Here is an 18,467-nt window from a genome sequence, read left to right as displayed (position 1 = left end):
GTGCACTCGTACGAGGGTGCGGTGGCCGAAGGATCCGCTGAAAAGTGGGCGACCCGCGCAGGTGACAGTGGAAGAACTCCCGGAGTGCGCGCGCCGAGCGCGTGTGCGGCCGGTCGAGTCCGCCCCGAGCGCCTGCGCCGGGGCGTTTCGTTTTACCCAGTCCTCCTTCGGGTCCGCGCGGTCCGAATCACCCGGAAGGAGGCCGAGGCTCTATGGCGAGGCCCGACAAGGCTGCCGCGGTTGCGGAGCTGACGGACAAGTTCCGCAGCTCCAACGCCGCCGTGCTGACCGAGTACCGCGGTCTCACCGTGGCGCAGCTCAAGACGCTGCGCCGGTCGCTCGGTGAGAACGCCCAGTACGCCGTGGTGAAGAACACGCTGACCAAGATTGCGGCCAAGGAGGCCGGGATCACGCTGGAGGACCAGCTCTTCGCTGGCCCGACGGCCGTCGCCTTCGTCACCGGTGACCCGGTGGAGTCGGCGAAGGGTCTGCGTGACTTCGCCAAGGACAACCCCAATCTCGTCATCAAGGGCGGTGTCCTTGAGGGCAAGGCCCTCTCCGCCGACGAGATCAAGAAGCTTGCGGACCTCGAGTCCCGCGAGGTTCTGCTCAGCAAGCTGGCGGGTGCCATGAAGGGCAAGCAGTCCCAGGCTGCCGCGCTCTTCCAGGCGCTCCCGTCGAAGCTCGTCCGCACCGTGGACGCGCTTCGCGCCAAGCAGGCCGAGCAGGGCGGTGCCGAGTAATTCGGCTCGCTTTCTGACCCGCGCCGACGGCACGGGTCGCAGCGGGCCGACGTACGCCCGCCACACCCAGTACATCCGGCACCTGCCGATTTGAGTGGAAGGATCGCCCATCATGGCGAAGCTCAGCCAGGAAGACCTGCTCGCGCAGTTCGAGGAGATGACCCTCATCGAGCTCTCCGAGTTCGTGAAGGCCTTCGAGGAGAAGTTCGACGTCACTGCCGCCGCCCCGGTCGCCGTGGCCGCCGCCGGCGCCCCGGGTGCCCCGGCCGCCGAGGCCGTCGAGGAGAAGGACGAGTTCGACGTCATCCTCACCGGCGCCGGCGACAAGAAGATCCAGGTCATCAAGGTCGTGCGCGAGCTGACCTCCCTGGGTCTGAAGGAGGCCAAGGACCTCGTCGACGGCACCCCGAAGCCGGTCCTCGAGAAGGTCAACAAGGAAGCCGCCGACAAGGCTGCCGAGGCCCTCAAGGGCGCCGGTGCCTCCGTCGAGGTCAAGTAAGACCTTCCGGGTCCCCAGGACTCGACTGCGCGCCGAAATCAGTCTCGTAGGGCTGTAACGCGAACGCACCGAAGGGCGATCATCCATCTGGGTGGTCGCCCTTCGGCGTTCCCCGGGGTGCGGCCCGGCCTGCCTTGCACCTGTGTTCGTGAGGGGTAAGGTGATCTTCGTCGTGTCTCCGGACGGCGGTGTTCCGGCTGGGAGCCCTTGACGAACCGCACGCAGCGCGCAATTCTCAGGACGCGTCGTCACAAGGATCCGAATCCGAGGCATGGATCGACGACGAAGAGGGCAGTATCAACGTGCGTTGAGGGCAGGCATGCCGAGGGCGTTGACAAGAGCGGTGAGGACAGCGAGGGTCTCGACAAACCCGCACTGGACATCAGTGTGCCAAGTGGCTACACTGACCCTTTGCGCTGCCTGTTAGCTGTCCCCTGCCCGTCACCAGGGGTCTGCCCTCACTCGAGCACTGACGACAAAAGCCACCTTGACCTGGGCTTTCTGTCTCTGTGTACGGGAGAGGGGCCGGTACGCGCGTAGTGAGTCCGAGCCCTCGGAAGGACCCCCTCTTGGCCGCCTCGCGCAATGCCTCGACCGCGAATATGAACAACGGCGCCAGCACTGCCCCGCTGCGCATCTCCTTTGCAAAGATCAAGGAGCCTCTCGAGGTTCCGAACCTGCTCGCGCTGCAGACCGAGAGCTTCGACTGGCTGCTCGGCAACACCGCCTGGCAGAGTCGGGTCGAGGAGGCTCTGGAGAACGGTCAGGACGTCCCCACCAAGTCCGGTCTGGAGGAGATCTTCGAGGAGATCTCCCCGATCGAGGACTTCTCCGGGTCGATGTCCCTGACGTTCCGGGACCACCGCTTCGAGCCGCCGAAGAACTCCATCGACGAGTGCAAGGAGCGCGACTTCACGTACGCGGCCCCGCTCTTCGTCACCGCGGAGTTCACCAACAACGAGACCGGTGAGATCAAGTCCCAGACGGTCTTCATGGGCGACTTCCCGCTCATGACGAACAAGGGCACCTTCGTCATCAACGGCACCGAGCGTGTCGTTGTGTCTCAGCTGGTCCGTTCCCCCGGTGTCTACTTCGACTCCACCATCGACAAGACGTCCGACAAGGACATCTTCTCCGCCAAGATCATCCCGTCCCGGGGTGCCTGGCTGGAGATGGAGATCGACAAGCGCGACATGGTCGGTGTCCGCATCGACCGCAAGCGCAAGCAGTCGGTCACCGTGCTGCTGAAGGCGCTCGGCTGGACGACCGAGCAGATCCTCGAGGAGTTCGGCGAGTACGAGTCGATGCGCGCCACCCTGGAGAAGGACCACACCCAGGGCCAGGACGACGCGCTGCTCGACATCTACCGCAAGCTGCGTCCGGGCGAGCCCCCCACGCGTGAGGCCGCGCAGACGCTGCTGGAGAACCTCTACTTCAACCCGAAGCGCTACGACCTCGCCAAGGTCGGCCGCTACAAGGTCAACAAGAAGCTCGGTGCGGACGAGCCGCTGGACGCCGGCGTGCTCACCACCGACGACGTCATCGCCACCATCAAGTACCTGGTGAAGCTGCACGCCGGTGAGACCGAGACGGTGGCCGAGTCCGGCCGCACGATCATGGTCGAGACCGACGACATCGACCACTTCGGCAACCGCCGTATCCGCAGCGTCGGTGAGCTGATCCAGAACCAGGTCCGTACGGGTCTCGCCCGTATGGAGCGTGTCGTGCGCGAGCGCATGACCACCCAGGACGTCGAGGCGATCACGCCGCAGACCCTGATCAACATCCGCCCGGTCGTGGCGTCGATCAAGGAGTTCTTCGGCACCTCGCAGCTGTCCCAGTTCATGGACCAGAACAACCCGCTGTCGGGGCTGACGCACAAGCGTCGTCTGAACGCCCTCGGCCCGGGTGGTCTCTCCCGTGAGCGGGCCGGCTTCGAGGTCCGTGACGTGCACCCCTCGCACTACGGCCGCATGTGCCCGATCGAGACGCCGGAAGGCCCGAACATCGGTCTGATCGGCTCGCTCGCCTCCTACGGCCGGGTCAACGCGTTCGGTTTCATCGAGACCCCGTACCGCAAGGTCGTCGAGGGCCAGGTCACCGACGAGGTCGACTACCTGACCGCCGACGAGGAGGACCGCTTCGTCATCGCGCAGGCCAACGCGCCGCTGAACGACGAGATGCGGTTCGCCGAGGCCCGTGTGCTGGTCCGCCGCCGTGGCGGCGAGGTCGACTACGTCGGCCCCGAGGACGTGGACTACATGGACGTCTCGCCGCGCCAGATGGTGTCGGTCGCGACCGCCATGATCCCCTTCCTCGAGCACGACGACGCCAACCGTGCCCTCATGGGCGCGAACATGATGCGTCAGGCCGTGCCGCTGATTAAGTCGGAGGCGCCGCTCGTCGGCACCGGCATGGAGTACCGCTCCGCGGTCGACGCCGGCGACGTGGTCAAGGCCGAGAAGGACGGTGTGGTCCAGGAGGTCTCCGCGGACTACATCACCACCACCAACGACGACGGCACGTACATCACGTACCGCCTGGCCAAGTTCTCCCGGTCCAACCAGGGCACCTCGGTCAACCAGAAGGTCATCGTCAACGAGGGCGACCGCGTGGTCACCGGCCAGGTGCTGGCCGATGGCCCGGCCACCCAGAACGGCGAGATGGCCCTCGGCAAGAACCTGCTCGTGGCGTTCATGCCGTGGGAGGGTCACAACTACGAGGACGCGATCATCCTGTCGCAGCGCCTCGTGCAGGACGACGTCCTCTCCTCGATCCACATCGAGGAGCACGAGGTCGACGCCCGTGACACCAAGCTCGGCCCCGAGGAGATCACCCGGGACATCCCGAACGTCTCCGAGGAGGTTCTCGCCGACCTCGACGAGCGTGGCATCATCCGTATCGGTGCCGAGGTCATCGCCGGTGACATCCTCGTCGGCAAGGTCACCCCGAAGGGTGAGACCGAGCTGACCCCCGAGGAGCGCCTGCTGCGCGCGATCTTCGGCGAGAAGGCCCGTGAGGTCCGTGACACCTCGCTGAAGGTGCCGCACGGCGAGACCGGCAAGGTCATCGGTGTGCGCGTCTTCGACCGCGAGGAGGGCGACGAGCTGCCGCCGGGCGTGAACCAACTGGTCCGCGTCTACGTCGCGCAGAAGCGCAAGATCACCGACGGTGACAAGCTCGCCGGCCGGCACGGCAACAAGGGTGTCATCTCGAAGATCCTGCCGATCGAGGACATGCCGTTCCTGGAGGACGGCACCCCGGTCGACATCATCCTCAACCCGCTGGGTGTGCCGTCCCGAATGAACCCGGGACAGGTCCTGGAGATCCACCTCGGCTGGCTCGCCAGCCGCGGCTGGGACGTCTCCGGCCTCGCCGACGAGTGGGCGCAGCGCCTGCAGGCCATCGGCGCCGACCAGGTCGACCCGCGCACCAACGTCGCGACCCCGGTGTTCGACGGTGCCCGCGAGGACGAGCTGGCGGGTCTGCTGCAGCACACCATCCCGAACCGCGACGGCGAGCGCATGGTGCTCCCGTCCGGCAAGGCGCGGCTGTTCGACGGCCGCTCCGGTGAGCCGTTCCCGGACCCGATCTCGGTCGGCTACATGTACATCCTGAAGCTGCACCACCTGGTCGACGACAAGCTGCACGCCCGCTCGACCGGTCCGTACTCGATGATCACCCAGCAGCCGCTGGGTGGTAAGGCGCAGTTCGGTGGCCAGCGGTTCGGCGAGATGGAGGTGTGGGCCCTCGAGGCCTACGGCGCCGCGTACGCCCTCCAGGAGCTGCTGACCATCAAGTCCGACGACGTCACCGGCCGCGTGAAGGTCTACGAGGCCATCGTCAAGGGCGAGAACATCCCCGAGCCCGGCATCCCCGAGTCCTTCAAGGTCCTCATCAAGGAGATGCAGTCGCTCTGCCTGAACGTGGAGGTGCTGTCCAGCGACGGTATGTCCATCGAGATGCGTGACACCGACGAGGACGTCTTCCGCGCTGCGGAGGAGCTCGGCATCGACCTGTCCCGGCGCGAGCCGAGCAGCGTCGAAGAGGTCTGACGGGAGTCCGGCGGGGCCCTGACCCACAAGGGCCCCGCCGACCCCCAGGCCCCCGTTTCAGACCACAGACTTACGACCCTGAGAGGGATTGACGCATAGTGCTCGACGTCAACTTCTTCGACGAGCTCCGGATCGGCCTGGCCACCGCTGACGACATCCGTCAGTGGAGCCACGGCGAGGTCAAGAAGCCCGAGACCATCAACTACCGCACCCTGAAGCCCGAGAAGGACGGACTCTTCTGCGAGAAGATCTTCGGTCCGACCCGGGACTGGGAGTGCTACTGCGGCAAGTACAAGCGCGTCCGCTTCAAGGGCATCATCTGCGAGCGCTGTGGTGTCGAGGTCACGCGCGCCAAGGTGCGCCGTGAGCGGATGGGCCACATCGAGCTGGCCGCGCCCGTCACGCACATCTGGTACTTCAAGGGTGTCCCCTCGCGCCTCGGCTACCTGCTCGACCTGGCGCCCAAGGACCTCGAGAAGGTCATCTACTTCGCCGCGTACATGATCACGTACGTCGACGAGGAGCGCCGTACCCGCGACCTGCCCTCCCTGGAGGCGCACGTCTCGGTCGAGCGCCAGCAGATCGAGAACCGCCGCGACGCCGACCTGGAGGCCCGCGCCAAGAAGCTCGAGGCCGACCTGGCCGAGCTGGAGGCCGAGGGTGCCAAGGCCGACGTGCGCCGCAAGGTGCGCGAAGGTGCCGAGCGCGAGATGAAGCAGCTGCGCGACCGCGCGCAGCGCGAGATCGACCGCCTCGACGAGGTGTGGAACCGGTTCAAGAACCTCAAGGTCCAGGACCTGGAGGGCGACGAGCTGCTCTACCGCGAGCTGCGGGACCGCTTCGGCACGTACTTCGACGGCTCGATGGGTGCCGCGGCGCTGCAGAAGCGCCTGGAGTCCTTCGACCTCGAGGAGGAGGCCGAGAGGCTCCGCGAGATCATCCGGACCGGCAAGGGCCAGAAGAAGACCCGTGCCCTCAAGCGCCTGAAGGTCGTCTCCGCGTTCCTGCAGACGTCCAACAGCCCCAAGGGCATGGTCCTGGACTGCGTCCCGGTCATCCCGCCGGACCTGCGCCCGATGGTGCAGCTGGACGGTGGCCGCTTCGCGACCTCCGACCTGAACGACCTGTACCGCCGTGTCATCAACCGCAACAACCGTCTGAAGAGGCTCCTGGACCTCGGTGCCCCGGAGATCATCGTCAACAACGAGAAGCGCATGCTTCAGGAGGCTGTTGACGCCCTCTTCGACAACGGTCGTCGCGGCCGTCCGGTGACCGGCCCCGGTAACCGCCCGCTGAAGTCCCTCAGCGACATGCTGAAGGGTAAGCAGGGTCGATTCCGTCAGAACCTGCTCGGTAAGCGAGTCGACTACTCGGCGCGTTCCGTCATCGTCGTCGGCCCGCAGCTGAAGCTGCACCAGTGCGGTCTGCCCAAGGCCATGGCGCTGGAGCTGTTCAAGCCGTTCGTGATGAAGCGCCTGGTCGACCTGAACCACGCGCAGAACATCAAGAGCGCCAAGCGCATGGTGGAGCGCGGCCGTACGGTCGTGTACGACGTCCTCGAAGAGGTCATCGCCGAGCACCCGGTTCTGCTGAACCGTGCTCCCACCCTGCACCGCCTCGGGATCCAGGCCTTCGAGCCGCAGCTGGTCGAGGGCAAGGCCATCCAGATCCACCCGCTCGTCTGCACCGCGTTCAACGCGGACTTCGACGGTGACCAGATGGCCGTGCACCTGCCGCTGTCCGCGGAGGCGCAGGCCGAGGCCCGCATCCTGATGCTGTCCTCGAACAACATCCTCAAGCCGGCCGACGGCCGTCCGGTGACGATGCCGACCCAGGACATGGTCCTCGGTCTGTTCTTCCTCACCACCGACGGCGAGATGCGTGACGTCAAGGGCGAGGGCCGCTCGTTCGCGTCCGTGGCCGAGGCGATCATGGCGTTCGACGCCGGCGAGCTCTCGCTGCAGTCGCGCGTGGACATCCGCTTCCCGGTGGGCACCATCCCGCCGCGCGGCTGGACCCCGCCGGCGCGCGAGGAGGGCGAGCCGGAGTGGCAGCAGGGTGACAGCTTCCGGCTGAACACCACGCTGGGCCGTGCGCTCTTCAACGAGCTGCTGCCCGAGGACTACCCGTTCGTCGACTACGAGGTCGGCAAGAAGCAGCTCTCCGAGATCGTCAACGACCTCGCCGAGCGCTACCCGAAGGTCATCGTGGCGGCGACGCTCGACAACCTGAAGGCGGCCGGCTTCTACTGGGCCACCCGTTCCGGCGTCACCGTCGCCATCTCCGACGTCGTCGTTCCCGAGGCGAAGAAGGAGATCGTCAAGGGCTACGAGGCGCAGGACGAGAAGGTCCAGAAGCAGTACGAGCGCGGTCTGATCACCAAGGACGAGCGCACGCAGGAGCTCATCGCGATCTGGACCAAGGCGACCAACGAGGTCGCCGAGGCGATGAACGAGAACTTCCCGAAGACCAACCCGATCTTCATGATGGTGAACTCGGGTGCACGAGGCAACATGATGCAGATGCGTCAGATTGCCGGTATGCGTGGTCTGGTGTCGAACGCGAAGAACGAGACGATCCCGCGTCCGATCAAGGCGTCGTTCCGTGAGGGTCTGTCCGTGCTGGAGTACTTCATCTCCACGCACGGTGCCCGTAAGGGTCTTGCGGACACCGCTCTTCGTACCGCCGACTCGGGTTACCTCACCCGTCGTCTGGTCGACGTCTCCCAGGACGTCATCATCCGCGAGGAGGACTGCGGCACCGAGCGTGGCCTCAAGCTCCACATCGCGGAGCGGGGTGCGGACGGCGTGCTGCGCAAGGCGAACGACGTCGAGACGTCCGTGTACGCGCGCTGCCTCGCCGAGGACATCGTCGTCGACGGCAAGGTGCTGGCCCCGGCCGGTACCGACCTCGGTGACGTGCTCATCGACGAGCTGGTCAAGCACGGCGTCGAGGAGGTCAAGACCCGCTCGGTCCTGACCTGCGAGTCCGCCGTCGGCACCTGCGCGATGTGCTACGGCCGTTCGCTCGCCACGGGCAAGCTGGTCGACATCGGTGAGGCGGTCGGCATCATCGCCGCCCAGTCCATCGGTGAGCCCGGTACCCAGCTGACGATGCGTACCTTCCACACCGGTGGTGTGGCCGGTGACGACATCACCCAGGGTCTGCCGCGTGTCGTCGAGCTCTTCGAGGCCCGTACTCCGAAGGGTGTCGCCCCGATCTCCGAGGCCTCCGGGCGCGTGCGGATCGAGGAGACCGAGAAGACCAAGAAGCTCATCGTCACCCCGGACGACGGCAGCGACGAGACGGCCTACCCGATCTCGAAGCGTGCCAAGGTCCTGGTCAGCGAGGGCGAGCACGTCGAGGTGGGCCAGCAGCTCACCGTGGGTGCCACCAACCCGCACGACGTGCTGCGCATCCTGGGCCAGCGTGCCGTTCAGGTCCACCTGGTCGGCGAGGTCCAGAAGGTCTACAACTCGCAGGGTGTGTCCATCCACGACAAGCACATCGAGATCATCATCCGGCAGATGCTGCGCCGCGTGACGATCATCGAGTCCGGCGACGCCGAGCTGCTGCCCGGCGAGCTGGTCGAGCGTTCCCGCTTCGAGCAGGAGAACCGTCGTGTGGTGCAGGAGGGCGGTCACCCGGCCTCCGGTCGTCCGCAGCTGATGGGTATCACCAAGGCCTCGCTGGCGACGGAATCCTGGCTGTCGGCCGCCTCCTTCCAGGAGACGACCCGAGTCCTGACGGACGCGGCGATCAACGCCAAGTCCGACAGCCTCATCGGCCTCAAGGAGAACGTCATCATCGGTAAGCTCATCCCGGCCGGTACGGGCCTGTCCCGCTACCGCAACATCCGGGTCGAGCCGACCGAGGAGGCCAAGGCCGCGATGTACTCGGCCGTCGGCTACGACGACATCGACTACTCGCCGTTCGGCACCGGCTCCGGCCAGGCCGTCCCGCTGGAGGACTACGACTACGGTCCGTACAACCAGTAAGCGAGCAGCATGAAGGGCGGTCACCCCTCGGGGTGGCCGCCCTTCGGCGTTCTCTCGATGCACAGCCTGCTGAGCCGGCGGTCGTGGGGGCAGGGACGCCACCGGGGAGGGGCTCACCCGCAGGACCGTGTACGACCGCCGGGAACCTGCCGGATCCGCGCCCTCCCCGCCGAGATACGCCGCCTGGCTCCAGGCGGCGTATCTCGACGTCGGCCGCAGAGCGAGCCGCCACCGGCCGCTCGCGCGGCCGCTGAGGAACAGCTCGCCACCGGCCCGGACCAGCACCCGGCCGCGCAGCGGGGTGGTACGGGACCAGCCCCAGCACAGACGGCGGCCCGAGGTGCCGGGCGGATCCCGGGTGCTCGCGAAAGTCGCGTACGGTTCCAGCTGGAACACTGGCAGCGCGGATGCCCCCGGCGAGTCCGGGAAGCAGAGACGGCGGCCCGGCGTGCCGGGCGGATCCCGGGTGCTCGCGAAGGTCGCGTGCGGCTCCGGCTGGAACACTGGCAGCGCGGATGCCCCCGGCGAGTCCGGGAAGCAGAGACGGCGGCCCGGCGTGCCGGGCGGATCCCGGGTGCTCGCGAAGGTCGCGTGCGGCTCCGGCTGGAACACTGGCAGCGCGGATGCCCCCGGCGAGTCCGGGAAGCAGAGACGGCGACCTGGCGTGCCGGGCGGATCCCGGGTGCTCGCGAAGGTCGCGTGCGGCTCCGGCTGGAACACCAGCAGCGCTGTGCCACCTCCGGTGGCGCGGGAAAGCACCGACAGCGGCCCGGGGTGCCGGGCGGATCCCGGGTGCTCGCGAAGGTCGTGTGCGGCTCCGGCTCGGACACCAGCAGCGCGGAGCCACCTCCGGTGGGCCCGGGAAGCAGTACTCAAGCGTCTCCCGGAGCCGTGCGTCGCCGGTGCGCGTGGCCGGCTCCAGTCGCTCCAAGGCCGCGCAACCGCGCTCCAGTAGGGCCGGGACGCGCGCCGGTGCGCTTCGCCGGGACTTCTCGTACGCCTCCGCCTCGGCGTGAAGGTCCGCGAGGTCGTCAGGCCCAATCGTCCGGCCGCCTACGGGTCGCAGGCGCAGCAGCCGTAGGACGTGACGGCCTGCTCGGCGCCTTCCGCGCCCTCTTCGCGCCTTGGCCGGTGCTGCGGCCAGGGCCGCCCGGGCGTGTCCCCCACGGCCGAGCGGAGCGCCTCGGCGCCGTGCGGCCCGTCGCCCGGCCGGCCCGGGTGTGTCGTCCACGGCCGGCCGAAGCCCAGGCGCCGTATGACCCGGGCCGCCGAATGCCAGCGGGCTGTGGGCGTGGGCACCAGCACCAGGACGTGCACCACAGGCACGCCGTCACCCCTGCGGAGAGCAGGTTCCGGCGGCATACAGCTGCGCGACGTCGCGCCTGCCCGTAGCGGGCATACCCAACCGTGGCGGGCGGTCGGAAGTGCCCGGTGCCTGGGTCGGCGCTTTGCCGCCGCTCCCGTGCGGCTTCCCCGTGACCGACCCTGCAAGCCCGCGTGCTCCTGCCCCGTGGATTCGTGGCGAGAATGCGTCGGCCGGGCGGTGCGGGCAGTGGTCTGACTCGGTTGTGTTTGAGTCGTTTCGGGTGCTGGTACCCGTTGGACAGCGGGGCGTAGCGCGGCGTAAGGGCTTGACAGCGCGGCCGACGTGATAGAGGCAGGGTTCATTTGTTTTGACCACAGCGAATGAGGTAGGTACGCTCAGACCTTGTGCCTGGGGTGTGCCCTGGCTCTCGTGCGTGCCTTCAGACCGCATGGCGAGCTGTGAGCGGCCACCGTAATCTGTGCTCTTTTCGCCTTGCGGCGGGAGTCCGCCGGATTCGACACACCCGACCGCGTGGGTCGGCGAAGTTCCAGGTTAGCTGTACCCATCGGCACACAGAAACCGGAGAAGTAGTGCCTACGATCCAGCAGCTGGTCCGCAAGGGCCGGCAGGACAAGGTCGAGAAGAACAAGACGCCCGCACTCGAGGGTTCCCCTCAGCGTCGTGGCGTCTGCACGCGTGTGTTCACGACCACCCCGAAGAAGCCGAACTCGGCCCTCCGCAAGGTCGCGCGTGTGCGTCTGACCAGCGGCATCGAGGTCACCGCTTACATTCCGGGTGAGGGACACAACCTGCAGGAGCACTCCATCGTGCTCGTGCGCGGCGGCCGTGTGAAGGACCTGCCGGGTGTTCGCTACAAGATCATCCGCGGTTCGCTCGACACCCAGGGTGTCAAGAACCGCAAGCAGGCTCGCAGCCGTTACGGCGCCAAGAAGGAGAAGTAAGAATGCCTCGTAAGGGCCCCGCCCCGAAGCGCCCGGTCATCATCGACCCGGTCTACGGTTCTCCTCTGGTGACCTCCCTGATCAACAAGGTGCTGCTGAACGGCAAGCGCTCCACCGCCGAGCGCATCGTCTACGGCGCCATGGAGGGCCTGCGCGACAAGACCGGCAACGACCCGGTCGTCACGCTCAAGCGCGCTCTCGAGAACATCAAGCCGACCCTCGAGGTCAAGTCCCGCCGTGTCGGTGGTGCCACCTACCAGGTCCCGGTCGAGGTCAAGCCCGGCCGTGCCAACACCCTGGCGCTGCGCTGGCTGGTCGGTTACTCCCGCGCCCGTCGCGAGAAGACCATGACCGAGCGTCTGCTCAACGAACTCCTCGACGCCTCCAACGGCCTCGGTGCCGCGGTGAAGAAGCGCGAGGACACGCACAAGATGGCCGAGTCCAACAAGGCCTTCGCGCACTACCGCTGGTAGTCGCTACCCACATCGAGACCGAGAGAAGACTGAAGCCTTATGGCTACCACTTCACTTGACCTGGCCAAGGTCCGCAACATCGGGATCATGGCCCACATCGACGCGGGCAAGACGACCACCACCGAGCGGATCCTGTTCTACACCGGTGTGTCGTACAAGATCGGTGAGGTCCACGACGGCGCTGCCACCATGGACTGGATGGAGCAGGAGCAGGAGCGTGGCATCACGATCACCTCTGCTGCCACCACCTGCCACTGGCCGCTGGAAGACGTCGACCACACCATCAACATCATCGACACGCCGGGCCACGTCGACTTCACCGTCGAGGTGGAGCGTTCCCTGCGCGTGCTCGACGGTGCCGTGACGGTGTTCGACGGCGTCGCCGGCGTTGAGCCCCAGTCCGAGACCGTGTGGCGTCAGGCGGACCGCTACGGCGTTCCGCGTATCTGCTTCGTCAACAAGCTCGACCGCACCGGTGCCGAGTTCCACCGCTGTGTCGACATGATCAGCGACCGCCTGGGCGCTCAGCCGATCGTGATGCAGCTGCCGATCGGTGCCGAGGCCGACTTCAAGGGCGTCGTGGACCTGGTCCGCATGAAGGCGCTCGTGTGGTCCGCCGAGGCCACCAAGGGCGAGATGTACGACGTCGTCGACATCCCGGACACCCACACCGAGGCTGCCGAGGAGTACCGCGGCAAGCTGGTCGAGGCCGTGGCCGAGAACGACGAAGAGATCATGGAGCTGTACCTGGAGGGCGAGGAGCCCACCGAGGAGCAGCTGTACGCCGCGATCCGTCGTATCACCATCGCGTCCGGCAAGAGCAAGGGCACCACGGTCACCCCGGTGTTCTGTGGCACCGCGTTCAAGAACAAGGGCGTCCAGCCCCTGCTCGACGCGGTCGTGCGCTACCTGCCCTCCCCGGTTGACATCGAGGCCATCGAGGGCCACGACGTCAAGGACCCGGAGATGGTCGTCAAGCGCAAGCCGTCCGACGACGAGCCGCTGTCCGCGCTGGCGTTCAAGATCATGAGCGACCCGCACCTCGGCAAGCTCACCTTCGTCCGGGTTTACTCGGGCCGCCTGGAGTCCGGCTCTTCGGTGCTGAACTCCGTCAAGGGCAAGAAGGAGCGCATCGGCAAGATCTACCGCATGCACGCCAACAAGCGTGAGGAGATCGAGTCGGTGGGCGCCGGCGACATCGTCGCCGTCATGGGCCTGAAGCAGACCACCACCGGTGAGACGCTGGCCGACGACAAGAACCCGGTCATCCTGGAGTCCATGGACTTCCCGGCGCCGGTCATCCAGGTCGCCATCGAGCCCAAGTCGAAGGGCGACCAGGAGAAGCTGGGCGTCGCGATCCAGCGCCTGGCCGAGGAGGACCCGTCCTTCCAGGTCCACTCGGACGAGGAGACCGGCCAGACCATCATCGGCGGTATGGGCGAGCTGCACCTCGAGGTGCTGGTCGACCGTATGCGCCGTGAGTTCAAGGTCGAGGCCAACGTCGGCAAGCCGCAGGTCGCGTACCGCGAGACGATCCGCAAGGCCGTCGAGCGCGTCGACTACACCCACAAGAAGCAGACCGGTGGTACCGGTCAGTTCGCCAAGGTGCAGATCGCGATCGAGCCGATCGAGGGCGGCGACGCCTCGTACGAGTTCGTGAACAAGGTGACCGGCGGTCGTATCCCGAAGGAGTACATCCCTTCGGTCGACGCCGGTGCGCAGGAGGCCATGCAGTTCGGCATCCTCGCCGGTTACGAGATGACCGGCGTGCGCGTCATCCTGATCGACGGTGGCTACCACGAGGTCGACTCCTCCGAGCTCGCCTTCAAGATCGCCGGTTCGCAGGCCTTCAAGGAGGCCGCGCGCAAGGCTTCGCCCGTGCTGCTCGAGCCGATGATGGCCGTCGAGGTCACCACGCCCGAGGACTACATGGGTGAGGTCATCGGCGACATCAACTCCCGCCGTGGCCAGATCCAGGCCATGGAGGAGCGGGCCGGTGCCCGCGTCGTGAAGGGCCTCGTGCCCCTTTCGGAGATGTTCGGCTACGTCGGCGACCTGCGCAGCAAGACGTCCGGCCGCGCCAGCTACTCCATGCAGTTCGACTCCTACGCCGAGGTTCCGCGGAACGTCGCCGAGGAGATCATCGCGAAGGCCAAGGGCGAGTAACGCACCGCGTTCACACGCCGTAGGCTTGACTCCGGAGCCTCAAGGGGCAAACAGCCGTCAACCCGGATGTTTGCCCCCGGTTCCGGGCCTTTACAGCAAAGATCACCTGGCGCCGATGAAGTAAGGCGTACAGAACCACTCCACAGGAGGACCCCAGTGGCGAAGGCGAAGTTCGAGCGGACTAAGCCGCACGTCAACATCGGCACCATCGGTCACATCGACCACGGTAAGACGACCCTCACGGCCGCCATTACCAAGGTGCTGCACGACGCGTACCCGGACCTGAACGAGGCCACCCCGTTCGACAACATCGACAAGGCGCCCGAGGAGCGCCAGCGCGGTATCACCATCTCCATCGCGCACGTCGAGTACCAGACCGAGGCGCGTCACTACGCCCACGTCGACTGCCCGGGTCACGCGGACTACATCAAGAACATGATCACCGGTGCCGCCCAGATGGACGGCGCGATCCTGGTGGTCGCCGCGACCGACGGCCCGATGCCGCAGACCAAGGAGCACGTGCTCCTGGCCCGCCAGGTCGGCGTTCCGTACATCGTGGTCGCCCTGAACAAGGCCGACATGGTGGACGACGAGGAGATCCTGGAGCTCGTCGAGCTCGAGGTCCGTGAGCTCCTCTCCGAGTACGAGTTCCCCGGCGACGACGTTCCGGTCGTCAAGGTCTCCGCTCTCAAGGCCCTCGAGGGCGAGAAGGAGTGGGTGGACTCCGTCCTCAACCTGATGAACGCCGTCGACGAGTCCATCCCGCAGCCGGAGCGCGACGTCGACAAGCCGTTCCTGATGCCGATCGAGGACGTCTTCACGATCACCGGTCGCGGTACGGTCGTCACCGGCCGTATCGAGCGTGGTGTCCTGAAGGTCAACGAGACCGTCGACATCATCGGCATCAAGACCGAGAAGACCTCCACCACGGTCACCGGCATCGAGATGTTCCGCAAGCTGCTCGACGAGGGCCAGGCCGGTGAGAACGTCGGTCTGCTGCTCCGCGGCATCAAGCGCGAGGACGTCGAGCGCGGCCAGGTCATCATCAAGCCGGGCTCGGTCACCCCGCACACCGAGTTCGAGGCCCAGGCCTACATCCTGTCCAAGGACGAGGGTGGCCGCCACACGCCGTTCTTCAACAACTACCGCCCGCAGTTCTACTTCCGTACGACGGACGTGACCGGCGTGGTGACCCTCCCCGAGGGCACCGAGATGGTCATGCCGGGTGACAACACCGAGATGAAGGTGGACCTCATCCAGCCCGTCGCCATGGAGGAGGGCCTGAAGTTCGCCATCCGTGAGGGTGGCCGTACCGTGGGCGCCGGCCAGGTCACCAAGATCGTCAAGTAAGTTCCGCTTGCTTGAAGGTCACTGACTGACCCAAGGGGAGGCCCGTACGACTTCGGTCGTACGGGCCTCTTCGGCTTTTCGGGGAACGGTCACTGCATGTTCTGCACCGGCGGATGGTCGTACGACGCCACGCACACGTACACCTGGAGGGTGTAGCCCCGGCCGATGGTGATCTCCGTGTCACACGCCGGTCCGAGGGAGTGATAGCCCGTGTACCCGGCGTCCTCCACCGGCCGCCAGCTGCCGCTGCCGCCGTCCCACTCGGTGCCGTCGACGGTGAGCAGGGGCCGTACCCCGGCGCCGCACTCGGCGCACGCCATCGGGAAGGGATCGGAGAAGCTCCAGGGCGCGTGCCCACCGAGCTTCCACCCTGGGGCGACGGCCAGGTCGTACTGATAACAGACCTCGGACTCCTCGCCCATCTCCTCCTCCCAGTCCTGGATCCGGTCCGCCAGCTCCTCCGGCAGCTCGTGCGGTGCGGGGTACTCGACGACGGTCTCCGGGTGCAGCACGCACGGCTCGGGCAGATAGTCGGCGCTGCCGATCACCGCGGGCCGTGGGGGAGTGGCGAGAGGGCTGACGACGTCGGCGGCCCGGCGCCAGCGCAACTCGACCCTCGGTACGTGCCCGTCCTCGGGATGGTCGAAGGCGCACCACAGCACCTGCAGCACATCGGTGCCGTCGGGCCGGGGCAGCGAGGGCACATCGGCGGCGCGTATCTGTGCGACCGGCACCAGCGGCACCGGCCCGTCCAGGGCGATCCGGGACCCCTTGGTCCCACGGTCGACCAGCGCGTGCTCCTCCTCGCTCAGCAGATCGGCACCCTCGGCACGCGGCCGGGCCCAGGCTTCGTGCAGGACACGCCGGGCGACATGCACGTCCTCCGGCACCACACCGTGCTGCCAGGGTCCGGCATGCTCGGGACAGGTCGGCCACGGCTCCCCGGCCGGCCACAGCAGGGGCCCGCCGACGGAGCTGTCCGCCGTGGTGGGCGCGCCGGCGCGGGGATGGAGGCGTACGGCGGAGCGGGCGAGCGGGGCGAGCTCGGGGAAGGCGGCGGTGACGTCGAGCGGCCGCGGCGGAGTCGTTCGGGTCATGCCCGGAGGCTACTGGGCCGTTCTGACCACACGACCGGGCCGGGGCGGTTTCGAGAGCGCCCGGCGTTCACCGGCTGGAGAGCGTGTTGACGTAAGGGACACCGGCGGCGGCGAAACCGGCCACGGCCTTCCGCGCGGTCCCCGCCGTGACGGTCTTGCCGGACTGGTAGTACAGCCAGTCGACCTGCATGTCCCAGGTGCGCGGCGCGCCCTTGAACGGGAGGTCGATGAACCAGGTGCTGAAGTTGACGGTCATGGGCTCGCGCGGGCCGTAGCGGCTGCCGCTCGTGAACAGCTCCTGGCCGTCAACCGAGTAGGTGGTCGCCCCGTCCACCGTGGTGATCACCATGGTGTGCCAGCCGTCGAGTTTCACCGGGTGGGAACTCGTGACGCGGTCTCCCTGCACACTGCTGCGCCAGCTCGTGGTGTCGAGCCGGGGACCGAACCGGCCCCATCCGCCGTTGGGTGTGTACTCGTAGTCGAGTTCGCTGTACTTCCGCGACGCGTGGTCCGGCGAGATCGTGAAGAACGACTGGGCGACATGGTCGCCGTCGCTGCCGCTCGTCGGTGTATCGCTGAAGTGCACCCGGGCGACGAGCGTGCCAGTGCGGACGGCCGGTTCGGTGCGGTGGAACTCGGCCTGCCGGGTGCCGTGCGCGGTCCCGTCCGTAGTGGCCTGCAGCTGGAGGGCCTGATTCCCCGCCCCGGCCCTGGCCGCGGGGAAGCTGACGCCCTGCGGCGACCATGAGTCCCGCACCCCCGGCCCGCCCTGGCCGCCGCGGGCTTCCCAGCCATGGGCGGCGAGCGCGGGATCGCGTGGCCCGGTGTACTGGAAGTCGTCGAAGAGAATGCCATCGGGCGGTGCGGGGGCGACGGAGGTCTGCCGGCCCCGCGCCTGGGTGTCGCCGCCCGGATCCTCGCCCCAGACGCGGTTGCCGCGGACGTATGCGGTCACGCGCGAGGAGGGCGTGTACGTGGTGTCCGTGGCGTCGAACGAGTGGTCGTTCCCCTGATGGAGCGCCTGGTGGTCGACGCGGTACAGCTGGAGCCCGATGCCCTGGGTGCTCTTGCCGGGGGCCAGGCTGCCGGCCGCGGCGGTGAAGCCGACCTGGAGGTAGTGGTCGGCGCCGGGTGCCCGGGCGTCGGCCGACCGCGTTCTCAGGGTGAGCCGCGAGCAACCGAGGGCGGTCTGGACGCAGTTCGAGGCGTAGGCGGAGCCGTCGGCGTCCGCGTAGTAGTACCTGAGCGTCACGTCGCGCAAGTCCACTGTCCTGCCTGATGTGTTGATGACTTCCAGCCACGGTCGGGCCACGTCGGTCGTCGCGCGGTCGCCGGTGCGGTAACGCACCGTCAGGACCGGGGAGTCGTGGCCGGAGGGTCGCCACAGCGAGTAGAGCGCGGTGCCGCCCGCAGCGAGGAGGCTCACCGAGAGCAGGGATACGACGGTGTTCCGTATGCGGTGGGAAGAGGTGCGACGACGACGGCTCACGAAGACTTCCCGGCGAGGCGTGAGCGACCGGTCGAGCCGACGCGATGCTCCCTGAATCTGTGGCTGAACATTATCGGCAGCCTAGCCAAGCTCTCTTAGACGCTCCATAGTCCGGCTCTGTTCATTCACCACCGTGTGGCGTTCCTCACTTCACTTCGTGTCGCATCACCTGCCCAATTGTCCCCAGTGTCCAACCTTGGTGCAGCTTTATCGGGCAAACCGGCCCGGCCAGGAGGGGCTGAGATCCATGCGCGGGTGCGGCGGGCAGGCGGCGATCACCTGATCGCCATGGGGCGAGCTGTCCCGCGTGCGCTATTTTCCAGAGGAGT

General features: G+C 67.3%; 11 protein-coding genes. 8 read left to right on the top strand and 3 right to left on the bottom strand.

Annotated elements, in window-relative coordinates; translation table 11 throughout:
- The first annotated feature begins 212 nt into the window (after nucleotides 1–212).
- From rplJ to AB0M27_RS33320, 4 genes are all read left to right on the top strand, one after another.
- Entirely contained in the window at nucleotides 213–743 is a 531-nt protein-coding gene (gene rplJ, locus AB0M27_RS33335) for a 50S ribosomal protein L10 (RefSeq protein ID WP_055706208.1), read from the top strand.
- A 112-nt stretch (nucleotides 744–855) separates the two neighbouring features.
- A complete protein-coding gene (gene rplL, locus AB0M27_RS33330; protein ID WP_055706209.1) occupies nucleotides 856–1,242 on the top strand; it encodes a 50S ribosomal protein L7/L12 in 387 nt (128 codons plus the stop codon).
- A 569-nt stretch (nucleotides 1,243–1,811) separates the two neighbouring features.
- Nucleotides 1,812–5,297, top strand: coding sequence for a DNA-directed RNA polymerase subunit beta (gene rpoB, locus AB0M27_RS33325; RefSeq protein WP_365727288.1), 3,486 nt, complete (start codon nucleotides 1,812–1,814; stop codon nucleotides 5,295–5,297).
- A gap of 98 nt (nucleotides 5,298–5,395) precedes the next feature.
- Nucleotides 5,396–9,295 carry a DNA-directed RNA polymerase subunit beta' gene (locus tag AB0M27_RS33320; RefSeq protein WP_365727286.1) on the top strand — a complete coding sequence of 1,300 codons (3,900 nt, stop codon included), beginning with the start codon at nucleotides 5,396–5,398 and terminating at the stop codon, nucleotides 9,293–9,295.
- A gap of 1,053 nt (nucleotides 9,296–10,348) precedes the next feature.
- Here the strand turns inward: AB0M27_RS33320 and AB0M27_RS33315 are convergent.
- On the bottom strand, nucleotides 10,349–10,621 hold the full coding sequence (locus AB0M27_RS33315) for a hypothetical protein (RefSeq protein ID WP_365727285.1): 273 nt from the start codon (nucleotides 10,619–10,621) through the stop codon (nucleotides 10,349–10,351).
- Between the two features lie 570 nt (nucleotides 10,622–11,191).
- Here AB0M27_RS33315 and rpsL point away from each other — a divergent pair.
- From rpsL to tuf, 4 genes are all read left to right on the top strand, one after another.
- Nucleotides 11,192–11,563, top strand: coding sequence for a 30S ribosomal protein S12 (rpsL, locus tag AB0M27_RS33310; protein ID WP_003948652.1), 372 nt, complete (start codon nucleotides 11,192–11,194; stop codon nucleotides 11,561–11,563).
- Nucleotides 11,564–11,565: 2 nt separating this feature from the next.
- Nucleotides 11,566–12,036 (top strand): 30S ribosomal protein S7, encoded by a 471-nt coding sequence (gene rpsG, locus AB0M27_RS33305; RefSeq protein WP_365727283.1) that lies wholly within the window; start codon nucleotides 11,566–11,568, stop codon nucleotides 12,034–12,036.
- Nucleotides 12,037–12,075: 39 nt separating this feature from the next.
- Nucleotides 12,076–14,202 (top strand): elongation factor G, encoded by a 2,127-nt coding sequence (gene fusA, locus AB0M27_RS33300; protein WP_365727281.1) that lies wholly within the window; start codon nucleotides 12,076–12,078, stop codon nucleotides 14,200–14,202.
- A gap of 156 nt (nucleotides 14,203–14,358) precedes the next feature.
- Complete coding sequence (tuf, locus tag AB0M27_RS33295; RefSeq protein WP_225824999.1) at nucleotides 14,359–15,552, top strand: elongation factor Tu; 1,194 nt, start codon at nucleotides 14,359–14,361, stop codon at nucleotides 15,550–15,552.
- Nucleotides 15,553–15,641: 89 nt separating this feature from the next.
- Here tuf and AB0M27_RS33290 read toward each other — a convergent pair whose 3' ends face one another.
- Together AB0M27_RS33290 and AB0M27_RS33285 are read right to left on the bottom strand one after the other, a co-directional pair.
- The gene (locus AB0M27_RS33290; protein ID WP_365727279.1) at nucleotides 15,642–16,649 is read right to left on the bottom strand and encodes a hypothetical protein; all 1,008 of its coding nucleotides are present in this window, start codon (nucleotides 16,647–16,649) and stop codon (nucleotides 15,642–15,644) included.
- Between the two features lie 67 nt (nucleotides 16,650–16,716).
- On the bottom strand, nucleotides 16,717–18,138 hold the full coding sequence (locus AB0M27_RS33285; protein ID WP_365727278.1) for a cellulose binding domain-containing protein: 1,422 nt from the start codon (nucleotides 18,136–18,138) through the stop codon (nucleotides 16,717–16,719).
- Nucleotides 18,139–18,467: the final 329 nt, after the last annotated feature.

Origin of the sequence: Streptomyces sp. NPDC052107 (genome assembly GCF_040680215.1) — a bacterium.
In the GTDB taxonomy this organism is placed as follows: Bacteria; Actinomycetota; Actinomycetes; order Streptomycetales; family Streptomycetaceae; genus Streptomyces.
Note: the sequence above shows the minus strand (reverse complement) of the source record. Positions and strands in the feature narration are given on the sequence as shown.

Coding starts and splice junctions, on each gene's coding strand:
- rpsG (WP_365727283.1), top strand. CDS start 11,566: ATGCCTCGTAAGGGCCCCGCCCCGAAGCGCCCGGTCATCATCGACCCG.
- fusA (WP_365727281.1), top strand. CDS start 12,076: ATGGCTACCACTTCACTTGACCTGGCCAAGGTCCGCAACATCGGGATC.
- rplJ (WP_055706208.1), top strand. CDS start 213: ATGGCGAGGCCCGACAAGGCTGCCGCGGTTGCGGAGCTGACGGACAAG.
- rplL (WP_055706209.1), top strand. CDS start 856: ATGGCGAAGCTCAGCCAGGAAGACCTGCTCGCGCAGTTCGAGGAGATG.
- AB0M27_RS33290 (WP_365727279.1), bottom strand. CDS start 16,649: ATGACCCGAACGACTCCGCCGCGGCCGCTCGACGTCACCGCCGCCTTC.